This is a genomic window from Sinomonas sp. ASV322 (genome assembly GCF_030908245.1).
Taxonomy (GTDB): domain Bacteria; phylum Actinomycetota; class Actinomycetes; order Actinomycetales; family Micrococcaceae; genus Sinomonas.
The window spans coordinates 210,005-226,111 of sequence record NZ_JAVFJJ010000002.1 but is presented as its reverse complement, the minus strand read 5'-3'; the positions used below and the strand labels follow the sequence as shown (position 1 = coordinate 226,111).

General features: G+C 70.1%; 16 protein-coding genes. 9 read left to right on the top strand and 7 right to left on the bottom strand.

Annotated elements, in window-relative coordinates; genetic code table 11:
• The first annotated feature begins 1 nt into the window (after position 1).
• The 5 genes from dhaL (at position 2) to RBS12_RS03625 (ending at position 4,847) form a co-directional block, all read left to right on the top strand.
• Positions 2 to 649, top strand: coding sequence for a dihydroxyacetone kinase subunit DhaL (dhaL, locus tag RBS12_RS03645; RefSeq protein ID WP_307964704.1), 648 nt, complete (start codon positions 2 to 4; stop codon positions 647 to 649).
• The gene (gene dhaM, locus RBS12_RS03640) at positions 646 to 1,323 is read left to right on the top strand and encodes a dihydroxyacetone kinase phosphoryl donor subunit DhaM (RefSeq protein WP_307964703.1); all 678 of its coding nucleotides are present in this window, start codon (positions 646 to 648) and stop codon (positions 1,321 to 1,323) included. The genes dhaL and dhaM overlap by 4 nt, the downstream gene beginning before the upstream one ends.
• 190 nt (positions 1,324 to 1,513) lie before the next feature.
• Positions 1,514 to 3,691, top strand: coding sequence for a prolyl oligopeptidase family serine peptidase (locus RBS12_RS03635; RefSeq protein ID WP_307964702.1), 2,178 nt, complete (start codon positions 1,514 to 1,516; stop codon positions 3,689 to 3,691).
• A 2-nt stretch (positions 3,692 to 3,693) separates the two neighbouring features.
• Complete coding sequence (locus RBS12_RS03630; RefSeq protein WP_307964701.1) at positions 3,694 to 4,164, top strand: GNAT family N-acetyltransferase; 471 nt, start codon at positions 3,694 to 3,696, stop codon at positions 4,162 to 4,164.
• Positions 4,165 to 4,286: 122 nt separating this feature from the next.
• The gene (locus RBS12_RS03625; protein WP_307964700.1) at positions 4,287 to 4,847 is read left to right on the top strand and encodes an amino-acid N-acetyltransferase; all 561 of its coding nucleotides are present in this window, start codon (positions 4,287 to 4,289) and stop codon (positions 4,845 to 4,847) included.
• A gap of 6 nt (positions 4,848 to 4,853) precedes the next feature.
• On the opposite strand, the gene RBS12_RS03620 is transcribed toward RBS12_RS03625, so the two are convergent.
• The 4 genes from RBS12_RS03620 to RBS12_RS03605 form a co-directional block, all read right to left on the bottom strand.
• A complete protein-coding gene (locus tag RBS12_RS03620; protein WP_307964699.1) occupies positions 4,854 to 5,291 on the bottom strand; it encodes a hypothetical protein in 438 nt (145 codons plus the stop codon).
• Positions 5,292 to 5,376: 85 nt separating this feature from the next.
• The gene (locus RBS12_RS03615; RefSeq protein WP_307964698.1) at positions 5,377 to 5,892 is read right to left on the bottom strand and encodes a hypothetical protein; all 516 of its coding nucleotides are present in this window, start codon (positions 5,890 to 5,892) and stop codon (positions 5,377 to 5,379) included.
• A 200-nt stretch (positions 5,893 to 6,092) separates the two neighbouring features.
• Positions 6,093 to 6,620 carry a hypothetical protein gene (locus tag RBS12_RS03610; RefSeq protein ID WP_307964697.1) on the bottom strand — a complete coding sequence of 176 codons (528 nt, stop codon included), beginning with the start codon at positions 6,618 to 6,620 and terminating at the stop codon, positions 6,093 to 6,095.
• Between the two features lie 28 nt (positions 6,621 to 6,648).
• On the bottom strand, positions 6,649 to 7,557 hold the full coding sequence (locus tag RBS12_RS03605) for an A/G-specific adenine glycosylase (protein WP_307964696.1): 909 nt from the start codon (positions 7,555 to 7,557) through the stop codon (positions 6,649 to 6,651).
• 144 nt (positions 7,558 to 7,701) lie between these two features.
• On the opposite strand from RBS12_RS03605, the gene RBS12_RS03600 reads away from it, so the two are divergent.
• On the top strand, positions 7,702 to 8,418 hold the full coding sequence (locus RBS12_RS03600; RefSeq protein WP_307964695.1) for a hypothetical protein: 717 nt from the start codon (positions 7,702 to 7,704) through the stop codon (positions 8,416 to 8,418).
• Between the two features lie 153 nt (positions 8,419 to 8,571).
• On the opposite strand, the gene disA is transcribed toward RBS12_RS03600, so the two are convergent.
• From disA to RBS12_RS03585, 3 genes are all read right to left on the bottom strand, one after another.
• Positions 8,572 to 9,648 (bottom strand): DNA integrity scanning diadenylate cyclase DisA, encoded by a 1,077-nt coding sequence (gene disA, locus RBS12_RS03595; RefSeq protein WP_307964694.1) that lies wholly within the window; start codon positions 9,646 to 9,648, stop codon positions 8,572 to 8,574.
• A gap of 136 nt (positions 9,649 to 9,784) precedes the next feature.
• On the bottom strand, positions 9,785 to 11,194 hold the full coding sequence (gene radA, locus RBS12_RS03590) for a DNA repair protein RadA (RefSeq protein WP_307964693.1): 1,410 nt from the start codon (positions 11,192 to 11,194) through the stop codon (positions 9,785 to 9,787).
• A gap of 93 nt (positions 11,195 to 11,287) precedes the next feature.
• A complete protein-coding gene (locus tag RBS12_RS03585) occupies positions 11,288 to 12,448 on the bottom strand; it encodes an FUSC family protein (RefSeq protein WP_307964692.1) in 1,161 nt (386 codons plus the stop codon).
• Positions 12,449 to 12,773: 325 nt separating this feature from the next.
• Between RBS12_RS03585 and pstS the strand changes: the two genes are divergently transcribed.
• From pstS to pstA, 3 genes are all read left to right on the top strand, one after another.
• Complete coding sequence (gene pstS, locus RBS12_RS03580; RefSeq protein ID WP_307964691.1) at positions 12,774 to 13,895, top strand: phosphate ABC transporter substrate-binding protein PstS; 1,122 nt, start codon at positions 12,774 to 12,776, stop codon at positions 13,893 to 13,895.
• Positions 13,896 to 13,977: 82 nt separating this feature from the next.
• Positions 13,978 to 14,991, top strand: coding sequence for a phosphate ABC transporter permease subunit PstC (pstC, locus tag RBS12_RS03575; protein ID WP_373886473.1), 1,014 nt, complete (start codon positions 13,978 to 13,980; stop codon positions 14,989 to 14,991).
• 1 nt (position 14,992) lies between these two features.
• A complete protein-coding gene (gene pstA / locus RBS12_RS03570; protein ID WP_307964689.1) occupies positions 14,993 to 16,102 on the top strand; it encodes a phosphate ABC transporter permease PstA in 1,110 nt (369 codons plus the stop codon).
• The last annotated feature ends 5 nt before the right edge of the window (positions 16,103 to 16,107 follow it).

Sequence of the window (16,107 nt, the reverse complement as noted above, 5' to 3'; positions counted from 1 at the left end):
CATGACGGATCTCGACGCCGCGTGGGCGGACCGCTGGCTGCGCGAGTGCGCGCGCGTCCTCGCCGTGCACCGCGAGGAGCTGATCGACCTCGACCGGGCGATCGGCGACGGCGACCACGGCGAGAACATGGACCGCGGCTTCCAAGCGGTGGTCGACAAGCTCGACGACGGTCCGAGCGAGTCCGTCGCAGCCGCCCTCAAGGTCGCCGCGATGATGCTCATGAGCAAGGTAGGCGGCGCCGCAGGCCCGCTCTACGGGACGGCGTTCCTGCGGGCGTCCGCCGCCGTGGGGGAGAGGGAGAGCCTCGACGGCCCCGCCGTCGAAGCGATGCTCGCCGCGGCGCGGGACGGCATCGTCGCGCGGGGCAAGGCCGATCCCGGCGACAAGACGATGGTCGATGCGTGGTCTCCCGCGGTCGTCGCCGCAGGCCGAGCGGCCGACGGCGAGGCGGCCTTCGCAGCCGCGGCGACCGCGGCCGAGGAGGGTGCCCTCGCGACGAAGCCCCTCGTGGCCCGGAAAGGCCGCGCGAGCTACCTCGGGGAGCGCAGCGCGGGGCACCTCGACCCGGGTGCCGTCTCGACGTCGTACATCCTGCGCGCCGCGGTGACCGCCGCAGTCTCCGAGATCAGCGCGGGAGGCCGCCCGTGAGCCCCGTCGGACTCGTTGTCGTCTCGCACAGCGCGCGGCTCGCGGAGGGCGTCGTCGAGCTCGCGGCCCAGATGGCGGGCTCGGTGCCGCTCGTCGCGGCGGGGGGCACGGACGACGGCGGCCTCGGCACGAGCTTCGAGAAGATCATGAGGGGGATCGACGAGGCCGATCAGGGCCGAGGGGTCGTGATCATGGCGGACCTCGGCTCGGCGGTCATGACGGCCGAGTCAGTGCTCGAGTTCCTCGAGGACGATCGGCGCGCGCGGGTCCTCCTCGCCGATGCGGCGCTCGTGGAGGGGACGGTCGCCGCCGCGGTGGCGGCCGAATCGGGTGCGGAGGTCGACGCCGTCGTGCGGGCGGCCGAGGAGGCCTTCCCTGGCGCCACGCCCGAGGAAGCACCCGAGGTGGGCGAGCCGACGTCGTCCGCCGTCGTCACGCTCCCGAACCGCGCGGGGCTGCACGCTCGCCCCGCCGCGATCCTCGCGGGCCGGCTCTCCCAGTTCGACGCAGAGATTACGATCAACGGCGCCGACGCGCAGTCCGTCATGGCGCTCATGGCGCTCAATGCGCGCAAGGGGGCGCAGCTCGTCGTGGAGGCGTCTGGGCCGGATGCGGACGAGGCGGTGCGGCTCGTGCGCGAGCAGGTCGAGCACGGCTTCGGCGAGCCCGCCTGATCCGTTCAGGGGTCACCTACCGTGGGTTCGCCGCGTTCGAGGGTCACCTTACGCGGGTCCCGACCCACGGGACGTGACCCTTGAACGGTTGGCGCGGGACGTGACCCCCCCCGAATGGTGTGAAAGAAGTGTTTCACCATGAGTGAACGCCCCTGTGTTCCGCCTCACTTTCGCGATTGAATACGATGCCATGAGCGCCGACACCCAGACCGCCATGCCCCGCATCGACGAGCCCACGGCCGACGAGCCCACCCCGGACGAGCCGCAGCCAGACGCCACGCCTCAACCTGAGACGCCGTTCCACGATCTCGATCACTACGTCGCCATCCCCCGCCTCTCCGGCCTCGTCCTCAGCCCCGACGGGACCCGCCTCGTGACCACCGTTGCGACCCTCAACGGCAAGGGCACCGAATACGGCACGGCCCTGTGGGAGCTCGACCCCGCGGGCGAGCGCCCGGCCCGGCGCATCACGCGCAGCGCGAAGGGCGAGGCCGGCGCGGCATTCGCCGCGAACGGCAACCTCTTCTTCACCTCGGCCCGCCCCGACCCGGACAAGCCGGACGAGGACCCCGTCAACGCGCTGTGGCTCCTCCCGCGCGACGGCGGCGAGGCTCGCGTCGTCCTGAGCCGCTCGGGCGGCGTCGACTCTGTCCTCACGGCCCGCGCCGCGGACGCGACCTTCGTCCAGGCCTCGGTGCTGCCGGGCAGCACCGACGAGGCCGACGACGGCGAGCGACGCAAGGCGCGCAAAGACGCCAAGGTCGCGGCGATCCTGCATTCGGGCTACCCCGTCCGCTTCTGGGACGCGGACCTCGGGCCCGCAGAGCCGCGCCTCTTCGCCGTCGAACGCTCGCCGAAGGAGCCAGAGCCCGGTAAACCATCGACGGTCGACGAGGGCCCCGACCTCGAGCTCCGCAATCTGACGCCGGCCGTCGGCGCGCGCCTCCGCTTCGGCGAGGCGAGCGTGAGCCCCGACGGGACGACGCTCTTCACCGCGTTCGCGAGGCCCCTCGCGAACGCGGACACGCGTTTCGAGCTCGCCGCCGTCGACGCCGCGGCCGGGACATCGCGGACCCTCCTTTCCGAGGACGACAAGGACTTCTTCGCGGGGCCCGTGAGCCCGGATGGGCGCACGGTCGCCGTCGTCGTCGAACCCCACACGACGCCCACCCGGGCGTACCGGAGCGAGCTGCACCTCCTCGACCTCGCAAGCGGCGAGCTTCGCCGCCTCGCCCCCGAATGGGACCGCATGGCCCACCCCGCGGTGTGGCTCCCGGACGGCTCGGCCCTCCTCGTGACGGCCGACGATAGCGGGCGCTCGCCAGTGTTCAAGATCGAGGCCTCGAGCGGCGCGGTGACGCGCGTGACGCACGACGACGCCGCCTACACCGACGTCGTCGTCTCGCCGGACGGGACGCACGCCTATGCGCTCCGCAGCTCGTACCTCCTCCCGCCCGAGGCGGTCCGCATCGATCTTCCGACCGGCGACGTCGCGCGGCTCAAGAACCCCGCCGAGCGCCCCGAGATCCCGGGCCGTCTCGAGGAGGTGACGACGACCGCCGAGGACGGCACGCCGTTGCGCGCGTGGCTTGCGCTCCCGCCGTCGCCCGCTCTCGGCGCCGCCGACGACGGCGGTGCCACCAGGCATCCGCTCCTCCTATGGATCCACGGCGGCCCGATCCACTCGTGGAACGCGTGGACGTGGCGCTGGAACCCTTGGCTCATGACGGCGCAGGGCTACGCCGTGCTGCTCCCGGACCCGGCCCTCTCGACCGGCTACGGCCAGGACTTCATCCAGCGCGGCTGGGGCCGGTGGGGCGCGGAGCCGTTCACGGACCTCATGGCCGTCACGGACGCGGCGCTCCAGCGGCCTGACCTCGATCCTGAGCGCACCGCCGCGATGGGCGGCTCCTTCGGCGGGTACATGGCCAACTGGGTCGCGGGGCACACCGACCGATTCCGCGCGATCGTCACGCACGCGAGCCTTTGGGCGCTCGAGGGCTTCGGCAAGACCACCGACTTCGGCCAGTTCTGGGCCAAGGAGATGGACGCCGCCATGACGGAGGCGCACTCGCCGCACCATTCGGTGGGCGAGATCCGCACACCCATGCTCGTCATCCACGGCGACAAGGACTACCGCGTGCCGATCGGCGAGGGCCTGCGGCTCTGGTACGAGCTCCTGAGCGCGTCCCAGCTCGCCACCGACGACGACGGCCGGACGCCCCACCGGTTCCTCTACTTCCCGGACGAGAACCACTGGATCCTCAAGCCGCAGCACGCGAAGGTCTGGTACGGCGTGGTGAGCGCGTTCCTTGCCGAGCACGTTCTGGGCGAGGGCCGCGAGCTCCCGCGGGAACTCGGGCTCTAGCGATGGCGGGCGGGCTCACGCGGATCGCCGCGCCCGGCGAGGCCGTGGTCGTCGCCGAGCTGCTCGACGCGTTCAACCGCGAGTTCGGCAGCGAGACGCCGGGGATCCGGGTTCTCGCCGCGCGGCTTGTGGGCCTCCTCTCGGGTGCCGACGTGTTCGCCGTGCTCGTGGGGGAGCCCGCGGCCGGCGTCGCGCTCGTCACGCTGCGGCCCAACGTGTGGTTCGAAGGACGCGTGGCGCTCCTCGATGAGCTGTATGTCGTCCCGTCGCATCGCGGCTCGGGCCTCGGCAGCCTGCTCCTCGCGGCGGTCGAGGCGGAGGTGCGGCGCCGGGGCGGGGAGCTTGTCGAGATCAACGTGGACGGCGAGGACGTCGACGCGCGCCGCTTCTACGAGCGGCACGGCTACTCGAACCGCGACCCAGGGCAAGAGGAGCCGCAGCTGTACTACGCGAAGGAGCTCGCGGGGTCGTAGCCCGGCCTGCGTGACGCCCGGCCCGCATGCGAACGGCCCTGGCCCGCTTGATCGGCGCTGCCCAGCACCGGTCAAGCGGGCCAGAGCCGATGGTGCGAGTGGCCCGCCACTAGGATGGCTCCATGACAGCCGCCCTCTCCGTCGCGTCCGAATCCGCCGCCCCGACGTTCCGGATTCGACGCGCGCGGACGAGCGACGTCGCGGAGATCAAGCGGCTCGTGGCCCCGCTTGCCGAGCGGAGGATCCTCATCTCGAAGGAATCGGTCGCGTACTACGAGTCGATTCAGGAGTTCCGCGTCGCCGAGACGCCGGACGGCGAGCTCGTCGGCTGCGGCGCCCTCCACGTCATGTGGGAGGACCTCGCCGAGGTGCGCACGCTCGCGGCCGCGGATTCGTGGCGCGGGCAGGGCGTGGGGCACGCGCTCGTCGAGCAGCTCCTCGCGGACGCGGTCGACGTCGGCGTCCAGCGGGTCTTCTGCCTCACCTTCGAGGTGCGCTTCTTCGAGCGGCACGGCTTCGAGGTCATGGCCGACCAGTCTGCCGTGGATCCCGTGGTGTATTCCGAGCTCCTTCGCTCGTCCGACGAGGGCGTCGCCGAGTTCCTTGACCTCGCACGGGTCAAGCCGAACACGCTCGGCAACACCCGCATGATCAAGTGGCTCGCAGGGCGCGCGAAAGAGTAGGCGCGCTCAGCGCGGGTGGAGCCCGGCGTCGTCGAACGTCACCTCCGCGATGATGACGCGCGAGCACTGCGGCCCCCACGGGTAGTCGACCCTCGGGCTGAACCGGAGGTGCGGATCGCCGATCGATGAGCCCGACGTGTCCTTGCCCGAGAGCGTGAGATCGATTGGGCTCTCGGTGAGGCCTTTCCGCATGAAGATCATGGCGACGAAGGAGACTGGCGACGTCGGCGGATTAATGCCGATTCCGCCTTCGGGCCGCAGCTCAAGCGGGCCCGCATTGCACACGCCGTCCTGGCAGGCCTCGCCCGTGAGGGACGCTCGATCCAAGGTTGCCGCACGGTGTTCCGGGACGTGGATCACGACTTCCGGCGCAAGCGAGAGGGCTGGGCACGCGACAGGCTGCGGCCAGCAGGCCGCGACAAACACCGTCGACAAAAGCGCCATACCGAGTGTGGATCCAAGCCTCCGAATAGGCCCCATGGCCCGGAGGCTAGGCCCACGGCCTGCTTAATTCAACCCCTGTTCGGCGTCAGAACGGCCACGGAACGGATAGGACTCTCATCCCCCGTGGAGGCCAGAAGCGTCCCAGACGACATCCGCCGAGATCCCTTTCTTGGCATTGCGGCCCGTAAGGGTGGTAGACCTTCGGTTTGAGGGTGACTTGTAGCGGTCCGACGGCCTCCCCACTGGGCGTTTTCCCCGACAGCGTGAGGTCGACAGGGCTCTCGGTGATGTTGGGGAGCCAAATGGGCATCGTCACCTCTGACAGCCGGGTCGGCCAAGGCACTGGCTGCGATGAAGACGGCGCATTGCCCGCCGGCCTGGGGAAGAGCAGGCCGTCCGTGCACTTTCCGTCTTGGCACGCCTTGTAGGCGATTGAGTTCGAGGCGAGGTTCATCAGGCGGTCTCGCGTGATCGTGACCTTCACGCCGTGGAGGGGCAAGGCGCCCTCACACAGCACACCGTGCGGATGGCACGCGGTGAGCGGCACGAGCGCGAGAACGAGCGTGACCCCCGATGCGCCGAGCTTCGAGGCTGGCTTCATGGGCGGAGATTAGGCGCCGCTCGGACGCGAATCAAGGCCGTAGCGAGGAGCCGCGCGCTCGTCATGGGTCTGAGACAAGGCTCCTCACGAGGATTACTCAACGCTCTGGTTCGATTCGCCACAATTCGGAGCCGATCCGGGCCGAATTCGGCCCGATCGGGGCGCGAATTGTGGCGTAAGCCCTCTTGCCAGTCTGGTTGTCAGCCACTCGGTTCTTGCGGAACCGGCACGTGAAGGCCCGCGAGGTCCCAGCGGACGCCGCCCGTGATCCGCTGCCCGCAGTAGGGACCGTCGGGGTAGTCGACTTTCGGCGTGATCGTCGCGTGCAGTGGCCCGACGGGCTGACCGTCCGTCGTCTTCCCCCAGACCGTGAGGTCGACCGGGCTCGTGGTGAGCGTCGGCGGGTTGACGATTGCGAACGTCTGCGGGACGGCCCCGGGGCTGGGCATCGCCGGGTGGGACGCCGCGGACGGGGAGATGGGCGGCGCGACGAGCTGGGGCGAGAGCGGCAGGTGCCCTTCCTGGCACGCTCCGTCTTGGCACGACCGGTACTGGAGGGAAGCGGGATCCAGCGTCGAAATCCGGTCCGGCGAGAACGTGATGGTGATCGCCGAGACGTATCCGACGGCGGAACACGCCGTGCTGAAGGGAGCGCACGCCGTGAGCGGGAACGCCACGAGGGCGAGCACGGCGACAAGCGAACCGACGCGATCCAGAGCGACCCGCATCCAGGCAGACTAGGCGCTCGCGGGCGGACTACGGAAGGGCCAGGCCGCCGTCGTGCTCGACGGCGAGGCCGTCCGCGAGCAGGCCGGCGACCGCGCGCTCGAGCTGCTCGGGACCCGGCGCGAGGGCGTGTAGGCGCGCGAGCTCGGCCCCCACGGGCCCGGGGTGGGCCGCGCCCCGGGGTTCGTCAAAGAGCTCGCGCGGCAGGGGGCGCGACGCGACGCGGAGCACGGCCATGACGGCCCCGCGCACCTGCCGGTCCGTGCCGTGCCAGGCCTGGCCCTTGGGGACGTACGACGGCGGGGGCTCGCCCGCGGCGCGCCACGCACAGGCATCGGCGACGGGGCACGCGACGCATCTCGGGGACCTCGCCGTGCACACGAGGGCGCCCAGCTCCATGACCGCGGCGTTCCACCGGACGGAGGCTGCGTCGTCGTCCGGGAGGAGTTCCTCGGCAAGGCGACGTTCGGCCGCCGTCAGGGACGGCGCGGGGAGCGCCTCGCCGCGCACGAGCCGCGCATGGACCCGCCGGATGTTGGTGTCGACGACGGCGGCCCGCCGCCCGAACGCGAACGCCGCGACGGCGGCGGCCGTGTATCCGCCCACTCCGGGGAGCTCGAGGAGGCCCTCCTCGGTGTCCGGGAGCTCGCCGCCGTGCTCGCGGGCGATGACAGTCGCCGCGGCGTGAAGGCGCAACGCCCTCCTCGGGTACCCCAGGCGACCCCACGCACGGACGGCCTCGCCCGCAGCTTCGGCGGCGAGGTTCGCGGGATGCGGCCAGCGCTCCATCCACTCGCGCCACACGGGGAGCACGCGCACGACGGGCGTCTGCTGGAGCATGACCTCGCTCACGAGGATGCCCCACGGAGAACACGCCGGGTCGCGCCACGGGAGCTCGCGGGCCTCGTCCGCGAACCAGCCCACGACGGCGCGGCGCACGTCGCGCGGGTCGCTCGGGGCGAGCGCGGGGCCAGAGGCGATGGCGGTCAGGGGAGCTCCTCGTGTTCCGGGTGGGCCATTCCACTCTATCCGCGCGGCGCGGCGGCGCGACCCGAGGCGGCGCGGCTCCCTAGCCTTAGAAGCATGGCAGGGCGCGGGCAGGGCAGAGGCAGCAGGGGCGGAGGTGGCAAGGGCGGAGCGGCCGGGAACGGCGCACGTCCGGGGCCACACCGTCCGAGCGCGGCGGTCTATCGCCGTCGTCGGCTCGTGGCCGCCGGGCTGCTCGTCGTCGTTCTCGTGCTCCTCGGGGGCGGAGCGTGGGCTCTCGTCCGAGGTATGGGCCACGCCAACGATCCGGCCAGGGCTGGCGGCGACGCCGGGCCGGTCTCGACGCTGGACCCGACGCCGTCGGCCAGTGCCCCGCCCGCGGCGCCCGCGACCGCCGCGGCACCTACCCCGACGTCGCCGGCCACCCCAACGTGCGATCCCGCGAAGATCGAGGTGGCCGCCGCGACCGACAAGCCCGTCTACGCGCCCACCGAGAATCCCGTGCTGACCCTCAAGGTCACGAACAAGAACGCGATTCCCTGTCCTGTGAACGTCGGGACGTCGCAGATGGAGTACCTCGTCGTGAGTGGCGCGGACCGCATCTTCGACTCGAAAGACTGCCAGTCGGACGCCGCGGACCTCGTCAAGACCATCGCCGCGGGGGCGAGCGAGACGGCGAACTTCCCGTGGCCGAGGATCCGTTCGACGGAAGGGTGCAAGGCGGTGACGGTCAAGCCGCTTCCGGGGACCTACGTGCTCACAACGTCACTCGGATCGCTTCAGAGCCCCAAGGCCGTCTTCACGCTCAAGTAGCCCACGCCTGCTGCCGGCCTTCGCAGGCTTAGGCCGGGTCCCCTCGCGGGCGGGCCCCTTCAATAACCGTCCCTTGTGGGCATAACCGTCCCCCAGACCGCGATTTAAGGGACGGTTATGCCGCTGAGGGACGGTTTTGGCTTCTGGCTGGGGTCAGAGGAAGCGGTCTAGGAGGCTCGCCTCGGCCATGCGGCTGAGGCCCTCGCGCACTGTGCGTGCGCGCTGCTCGCCGATGCCGTCGACCGTCATGAGGTCTTCGATCGTCGCCGCCATAAGGTTCTGGAGGCCGCCGAAATGGTCGACGAGCCGGTCGGCCACTGCGCGCGGAACCGGCTTGAGGCCCGTGATGAGCCGGTAGCCGCGCGGCTCGACGACGGCGTCGAGAGTCGCTTCGCCGCCCGCGTAGCCGAGGATCGCGGCGATCCGGTTGAGGTCGATGAGATCGGTCGCCGAGAGCTCGGCGAGAGCGTCGACGGCGGCGTCGATCGTCTCGGGCGTCGCGTCGTCGCCCGCGTAGTCGCGGATGACGACATCGCTGCCCGGCCCGCGCCCGACCGTGAGCTCTTCGAGCTGGAGCGAAAGCAGACGGCCGTCTTCGCCGAGCTCAAGGACGTACTGGCCGATTTCCTCCGAGATGCGGCGGACCATTTCCTGCCGCTGGAGCGTCTGGGCGACGTCGCGAACCGTCACCATGGCCTCGATCTCGAGCGCCGAGAGCGAGTTGGTGACCTGGTCGAGGCGCGCGCGGTAGCGCTCGAGCGTCGCGAGCGCCTGGTTCGCGCGCGCGAGGACCTTCTCCGAGCCCTCGAGCACATAGCGCAGCCCTCGCACATAGAGGGCGATGATCTGCATCGACTGGCTGACCGAGATGACGGGCAGGCCCGTCTGGATCGCGACGCGCTCCGCGGTGCGGTGTCTCGTGCCGGACTCGGAGGTGGGGATGGTCGAGTCGGGGACGAGATGCACGGCCGCACGGACGATCGTCTTCGCCTCGCGGTCAGTGACGATGGCCCCGTCCATTTTCGCGAGCTCGCGGAGCCGCGTGGGGGAGAAGTCGATCCCGATCTCGAAGCCGCCCGAGCAGATGGACTCGACAGTGCGGTCGAAGCCGAGGACGATGAGGGCGCCGGTGCGCCCGCGGAGGATGCGCTCGAGTCCGTCACGGAGGCCGGTTCCCGGTGCGACGCGACCCAGCGTGTCGGCTAGCACGTCCTCGGGGCTCCGAGCCATATGACATTCCCTTTCGTGGCACAGCAAAGGCACCCCACGTGGGCACTGAATCCCATGCTATATGCGTGTTCGTGCACGAAAGCGCCCCAGAATAACAATTCGGCGACGGGACCGCGGGCGGAGTCCGTCGACGGCGTTAAGACGGGGCGATGAGCAGCCCCAACGCCTCCGCGACGTGCCCCACCTCGCGCACCGAGAATCCGGGCGGGATCTCGCCCGGGCCCGTGGGGCTTGCGGGAACGATCGCGTGCGTGAAGCCGAGCCGGTGCGCCTCCTGGATGCGCCGGTTGATGCCGGGCACGGGCCGCACTTCGCCCGCGAGCCCCACTTCGCCGAAGGCGATGAGCCGCTGGGGGAGCGCCTGGCGCGTCTTGGCGGATGCGATGGCGAGGGCGACGGCGAGATCGGTCGCCGGCTCGCTGAGCTTCACGCCGCCGACGGTCGCGACGTAGCTGTCGTCCTTGTGGAGCACGCAGCCCGCGCGCTGCTGGAGGACCGCGAGGAGCATCGCGACCCGAGACGAATCGAGTCCGCTCGTCGCGCGCCGAGGCTGGCCGTTCGCGCTCTCTGCGAGGAGCGACTGCACCTCGGCGAGGAGCGGCCGGCGGCCCTCGAGCGTCACCGTGATGCACGTGCCCGAGACCGGCTCGCGCGTGCGGGAGACAAAGAGGCCCGAGGGGTCGGTGACACTCGCGATCCCGTCCTCGGCGAGGTCGAAGCAGCCGACTTCGTCCGTCGGCCCGTAGCGGTTCTTGACCGCGCGGAGAAGCCGCAGCCGGGAATGGCGCTCGCCCTCGAACTGGCACACGACATCGACGAGGTGTTCGAGGAACCGCGGGCCCGCGATCGATCCTTCCTTCGTGACGTGCCCGACGAGTAGCGTCGTCATGTTCCGGCGTTTGGCGGCCGCGATGAGCGACGCCGTGACTTCCCGGACCTGGGAGACGCCGCCCGCGCTGCCCTCGACTTCGGCGCTCGAGAGCGTCTGGACCGAGTCGACGACGAGCAGGCGCGGCTCGAGCTTCTCGACGTGGCCGAGGGCCTGCGCGAGATCGGTCTCGGCCGAGAGGAAGAGGCCCTGTGCGACGGCGCCGATGCGCTCGGCCCGCAGCTTGACCTGTGCGGCTGACTCCTCGCCCGTCACATAGAGAACCCCCGAAGGGTTGGCAGCGCCGTCCGCGGAACCCGCTGACGCCACCTTGGCCGCGACGTCGAGGAGGAGCGTCGACTTCCCGACCCCCGGCTCGCCCGCAAGGAGGATCACGGCGCCCGGCACGAGGCCGCCGCCGAGCACCCGGTCGAGCTCTCCTACGCCCGTGGGCAGGAAAGCCGCCTCTGTCGCGTCGATCTCGGCAATCTGGCGGGCCGGTTCGCGCACTGTCGCGGCCGCCGTCGTCCGGGCCACAGCGCCGCCGACCTCCTCGACGGTTCCCCACTCCTGGCACTCGCCGCAGCGCCCGACCCATTTCGCCGTCGTCCAGCCGCATTCGGCACAGCGGTAGCCGGGGGCGCGGGATGCCGTCCTGGCGGTGGTCTTCGTAGCCATAGCGCCAAGGCTAGTTGGCGGCCCCGACATTCCTGCCTCTCCTCGTTGCGCCGACCCTCTGACCTCGCCCTCCGGGGACCTGACGCCGCAACCTCAAAGGCCGGGCAGAAGAGCGACGGCGTCCTCGTGCTCGTATCCCGTCGCCTCGAGCAGGTCCACGAGCATGGGCCGGATGAGGATTACGAGCGCCTCGCCCTCGAGGCGCTCGACATGGAGCTTGCGCGGATGCGCGCGGGACGCGATGTCCTCGAGCATGAGGCCCGCGGAGCGGAGGTTGACGCGGCGCGACTCGCGGTCCCACGTCGAGAGCCCGGCGGCGACGAGGTCGAGCGACTCGGCCGTGTCCGAGAGGAGGCCGGCGATGCTCTCCGCGGCGCGCTCCGAGAGGGCCGCGTTGTTGATCGTGCTCGTGAGCCGCCGCGCCACGACCCTGCCGTTGCGCAGCGCGAGGTCGAGGTATTCGACCGCGCGCGAGAAGTCCTCGATCTCGCCCCGGTACCGCCGGTAGGCAGGCGCGATGCGCGTGACCTCGCTCGAGGACTTGAGCGTCGCACGGATCGTATCGACGAGTGCCTGCGAGCCTCGACCGCGCACGAGCGCGTGCCAGGCGCGCGTCGAGTCGCTCTCGGCCAGGGCCCCCGAGCATTCGCGGAGCATCTCGGAAAACGCCGCGACGAGCTTCTCCAGGTCGTTGCGGGGCTGGACGCGCGGATCCCGGGGGAGCAGCGCGGTGATGAGGAGGGAGACGAGGCCGCCGACGACGGCGTCGAGGCTCCGCGTGAACGGCCCGCCGACGGGCGCGGGGAGCAGGACGACGAAGAGCGACTGGATGCCCAGCTGGGTCGCGAAGATGACGCCGCGGTCGAGGAACCTCGCGACGAGCAGGGAGACCATGAGGACGACGCCGGCCTGCCAGATCCCAGCGCCGAAGAACGTCACCATGAGGTCGCCGAGGACGATTCCGAGCGTGCAGCCGACGGCGACCTCGAGGACCTTGCGCACGGTGAGGTCGCGGCCGAACCCGAGCGAGATGAGGGCAGAGGTCGCGGCAAAGATCGGTCCGACGTGCCCGAGCGCGTAGTGCGCGATGAGGTAGGCGACGACGGCGCCGACCGTCATGAGGAGCGCCGGGAGAAGCGAGGCCCGGGTGCGAGACCACCCCGCGCGCGCACGCTCACGGGCCATCGAGGGGAGGCCCGCGAGGCGCGCACGGGACTGCCGCGCTGATGCGGCTCCGTACTCGGGGGTGTCCATACACGCAGTTTAAGGAGGCAGGCTGAGGCCAACCGGGAAAATATGACGACGACGCGGCCTCGCCTCAGTGGTCTGGGCGTTCTTTTCGGGTCGTTCCGCGCCCTTCTCCGTGGAGCTCTTGGCCATTACTCAGTGCCGATGTGATGTGCAAGACATTGGCCAACGATGTTACCTGACCTCCGCCTTTCGTTCATCTTCCGTTTACCTACGACCCCGGGTTTCGTTACCTGCGGTCCCTAGCTTCGAGGGCAGTACGACTCGTACGCACCCGATGGGACGCGCATTCGCACGGCGCACCTCGATCACCCTGGAAGGGGTCAATTTCGTGAAGGCTAACCGTTTCGGCCGCCTCTCGGCCGTTGCTCTTGTTGCGGCTGGCGCGCTTGCGCTCTCCGCGTGTGGTTCCGACAACGCCACGAACACCGGCGCTGGCGCGACGTCGTCGGCCTCGGGCCCGAAGGTCACCGGCACGCTGACCGGTACCGGCTCGAGCGCCCAGGCCTCCGCGGTCGACGCGTGGAAGCAGGGCTTCACCCAGGCGAACCCTGGCGTGACCGTCCAGTACTCGCCGGATGGCTCGGGTGCCGGCCGCAAGACGTTCATCTCGGGTGCGAGCCAGTTCGCCGGTTCCGACGCCGCCATGTCGACGGAGGAGCTCACCTCGGCAAAGGCCGTCTGCGGCGCCGACGGCGCGCTCGACCTGCCCGTCTACATCTCCCCGATCGCCGTGACCTTCAACGTGTCCGGCGTCAAGGAGCTCAACCTCACCGCTGACACGATCGCGAAGATCTTCCGTGGCCAGATCACGAAGTGGAACGACCCGGCAATCGCCGCGGACAACTCCGGTGTGAGCCTCCCCGACCTCAAGATCACGCCCGTGCACCGCTCGGACGACTCGGGCACGACGCAGAACTTCACCGACTACCTTGCGAAGGCCGCTCCCTCGGTCTGGACCGACAAGTCGAGCCAGACGTGGCCGGCCTCGCTCCCCGGCGAGAACGCCAAGGGCACCTCGGGCGTCGTCAAGACCGTGACGGACACGCAGGGCGCGTTCGCCTACGCCGACGACTCGGCCGTGAGCGGCAGCCTCGGCAAGGCCAAGATCAAGGTCGGCGACAAGTTCGTGGCCCTCTCGGCCGAGGGTGCCGCGAAGGCCGTCGAGCTCTCGAAGCCGGCCGACGGCCGCGCCGCGAACGACCTCGCGCTCAGCCTCAACCGCACGCTCACGGACAGCTCGGCCTACCCGATCGTCCTCGTCTCGTACCACATCGTCTGCACGGCCTACAAGGACCAGGCCACGGTTGACCTCGTGAAGGCGTGGGAGAACTACGTGGCCTCGGACGCCGGCCAGAAGGCCGCCGCTGCCGCCGCGAAGAGCGCCCCGATCTCCTCGGCTCTGGCCGCGAAGGTCAAGACGGCTGTGGACTCCATCAAGGTCAAGTCTTAATCGAAGTCGAGTTAGCGCGCGCCCGCCCCGGACAGCTTGTTCCGGGGCGGGCCTTGCGCTGGAGGGCAGAGGACGTGTCAAGATGACGAAAGCTGCTGACGAGACCGCCCACGCTTTACCCAAGGGACCGGAAGTGACCACGACCCAGACCAAGACCCCGGAGCAGTCCGGTGGGACGCCGAAACTCTCTTCGCAGGGCGGCGCAGCGGGCGACAGGATCTTCTCGGGTGCCGCTCTGACGGCCGGAATCATCATCCTCGTCGTGCTCTGCGCAGTCGCGGTCTTCCTCGTGGCCCAGGCATTCCCTGCCCTCGTCGCTCCTCAGGACCAGATCGCGAGCGGCAAGGGCTTCTGGCAGTACATTCTGCCGCTCGTCGTCGGCACGGTGATCGCCGCCGCCGTCGCCCTCGTCATCGCAACGCCCATCTCGATCGGCGTCGCCCTCTTCATCTCGCACTACGCGCCGCGCCGAGTCGCTCAGATCCTCGGGTATGTCATCGACCTTCTCGCGGCCATCCCCTCGGTCGTCTTCGGTGCATGGGGCATCTCGTTCCTCGCTCCCGCGCTCGTGCCGGGCTACAACTGGCTTGCGTCGACACTCGGCTGGATCCCGATCTTCTCCGGCCCCGCGTCGGCGACGGGCAAGACGCTCCTGACGGCCGCCGTCGTCCTCGCGGTCATGGTCATCCCGATCATCACCTCGATCTCCCGCGAGATCTTCCTCCAGACTCCCAAGCTCCACGAGGAGGCCGCCCTCGCCCTCGGCGCCACGCGCTGGGAGATGATCCGCATGGCCGTGTTCCCGTTCGCGCGCCCGGGCATCATCAGCGCCGTCATGCTGGGCCTCGGCCGCGCGCTCGGCGAGACCATGGCCGTCGCACTCGTGCTCTCCTCGGGGCCGCTCATCGCAAGCCTCATCCAGTCGGGCAACCAGACCATCGCGGCGGAGATCGCGCTCAACTTCCCGGAGGCGAGTGGACTGAGCCTCAGCACGCTCATTGCGGCGGGCCTCGTTCTCTTCGTCATCACGCTCGTGGTCAACGTCATCGCGCGCTGGGTGATCAGCCGCCACAAGGAATTCTCGGGAGCGAACTGACATGACCACCCTGACCGCTCGCTCGCCTCGCCGTTCCGCCCTCACCCGCAACCGCCTCCCTCGCTTCGCCCCGTGGGCCTCGCTCGCCGTCGCCCTCATCGTGGGAGCGGCGCTTTCGACCATCGTGGGGTTCAATGCGTTCGGCTGGGGCATCTTCTCGGCTCTCGCGTTCACATTCGTCTTCGTCGCGTGGAGCGCGGCCGTCGAAGGCTCGCGGAAGGCGAAGGACAAGCTCGCGACGTGTCTCGTGGTCGGCGCGTTCCTCATCGCGCTCCTCCCGCTGGTCTCCGTCATCTGGACCGTGCTCGTCGAAGGCACGAAGGGCCTCGCGACCCCGGGCTTCCTCGGCACGTCGATGAACGGCGTGAGCGGCATTCAGGACAACGAGTCCGCGACCGCCGGAACCCGCGTCCTCGGCGGCATCTACCACTCGCTCATGGGCACACTGCTCATCACGCTGTGGGCAACCCTCATCTCCGTGCCGATCGGCCTCCTCACGGCCGTCTACCTCGTCGAGTACGGGAACGACGGACGGATCTCGCGGGCCATCACGTTCTTCGTCGACGTCATGACGGGCATCCCGTCGATCGTCGCGGGCCTCTTCGCCGCCGCATTCTTCGCGACGCTCTTCGGGCCCGGCACGAAGACGGGTTTCGTCGCCGCCGTCGCGCTCTCGGTGCTCATGATCCCGGTGGTCGTGCGCTCGAGCGAGGAGATGCTCAAGATCGTCCCGAACGAGCTGCGTGAGGCCTCCTACGCGCTCGGCGTGCGGAAGTGGCGGACCATCCTCAAGATCGTCATCCCGACGGCGATCTCGGGCATCGCGTCCGGCGTCACCCTCGCGATCGCGCGCGTCATCGGCGAGACGGCCCCGATCCTCGTGACGGCGGGCTTCGCGACGAAGATCAACATGAACGTCTTCGCCGACTGGATGTCCTCCCTTCCGACGTTCATCTACACGCAGATCCTCAACCCGACGTCGCCCTCGAACCCGGGTCCGAGCCTCCAGCGCGCGTGGGGCGCCGCCCTGGTGCTCATCATCTGCGTCATGATCCTGAACCTCATCGCGCGTCTCGTGGCGAAGTTCTTCGCCCCCAAGACCGGCCGCTGACCCCA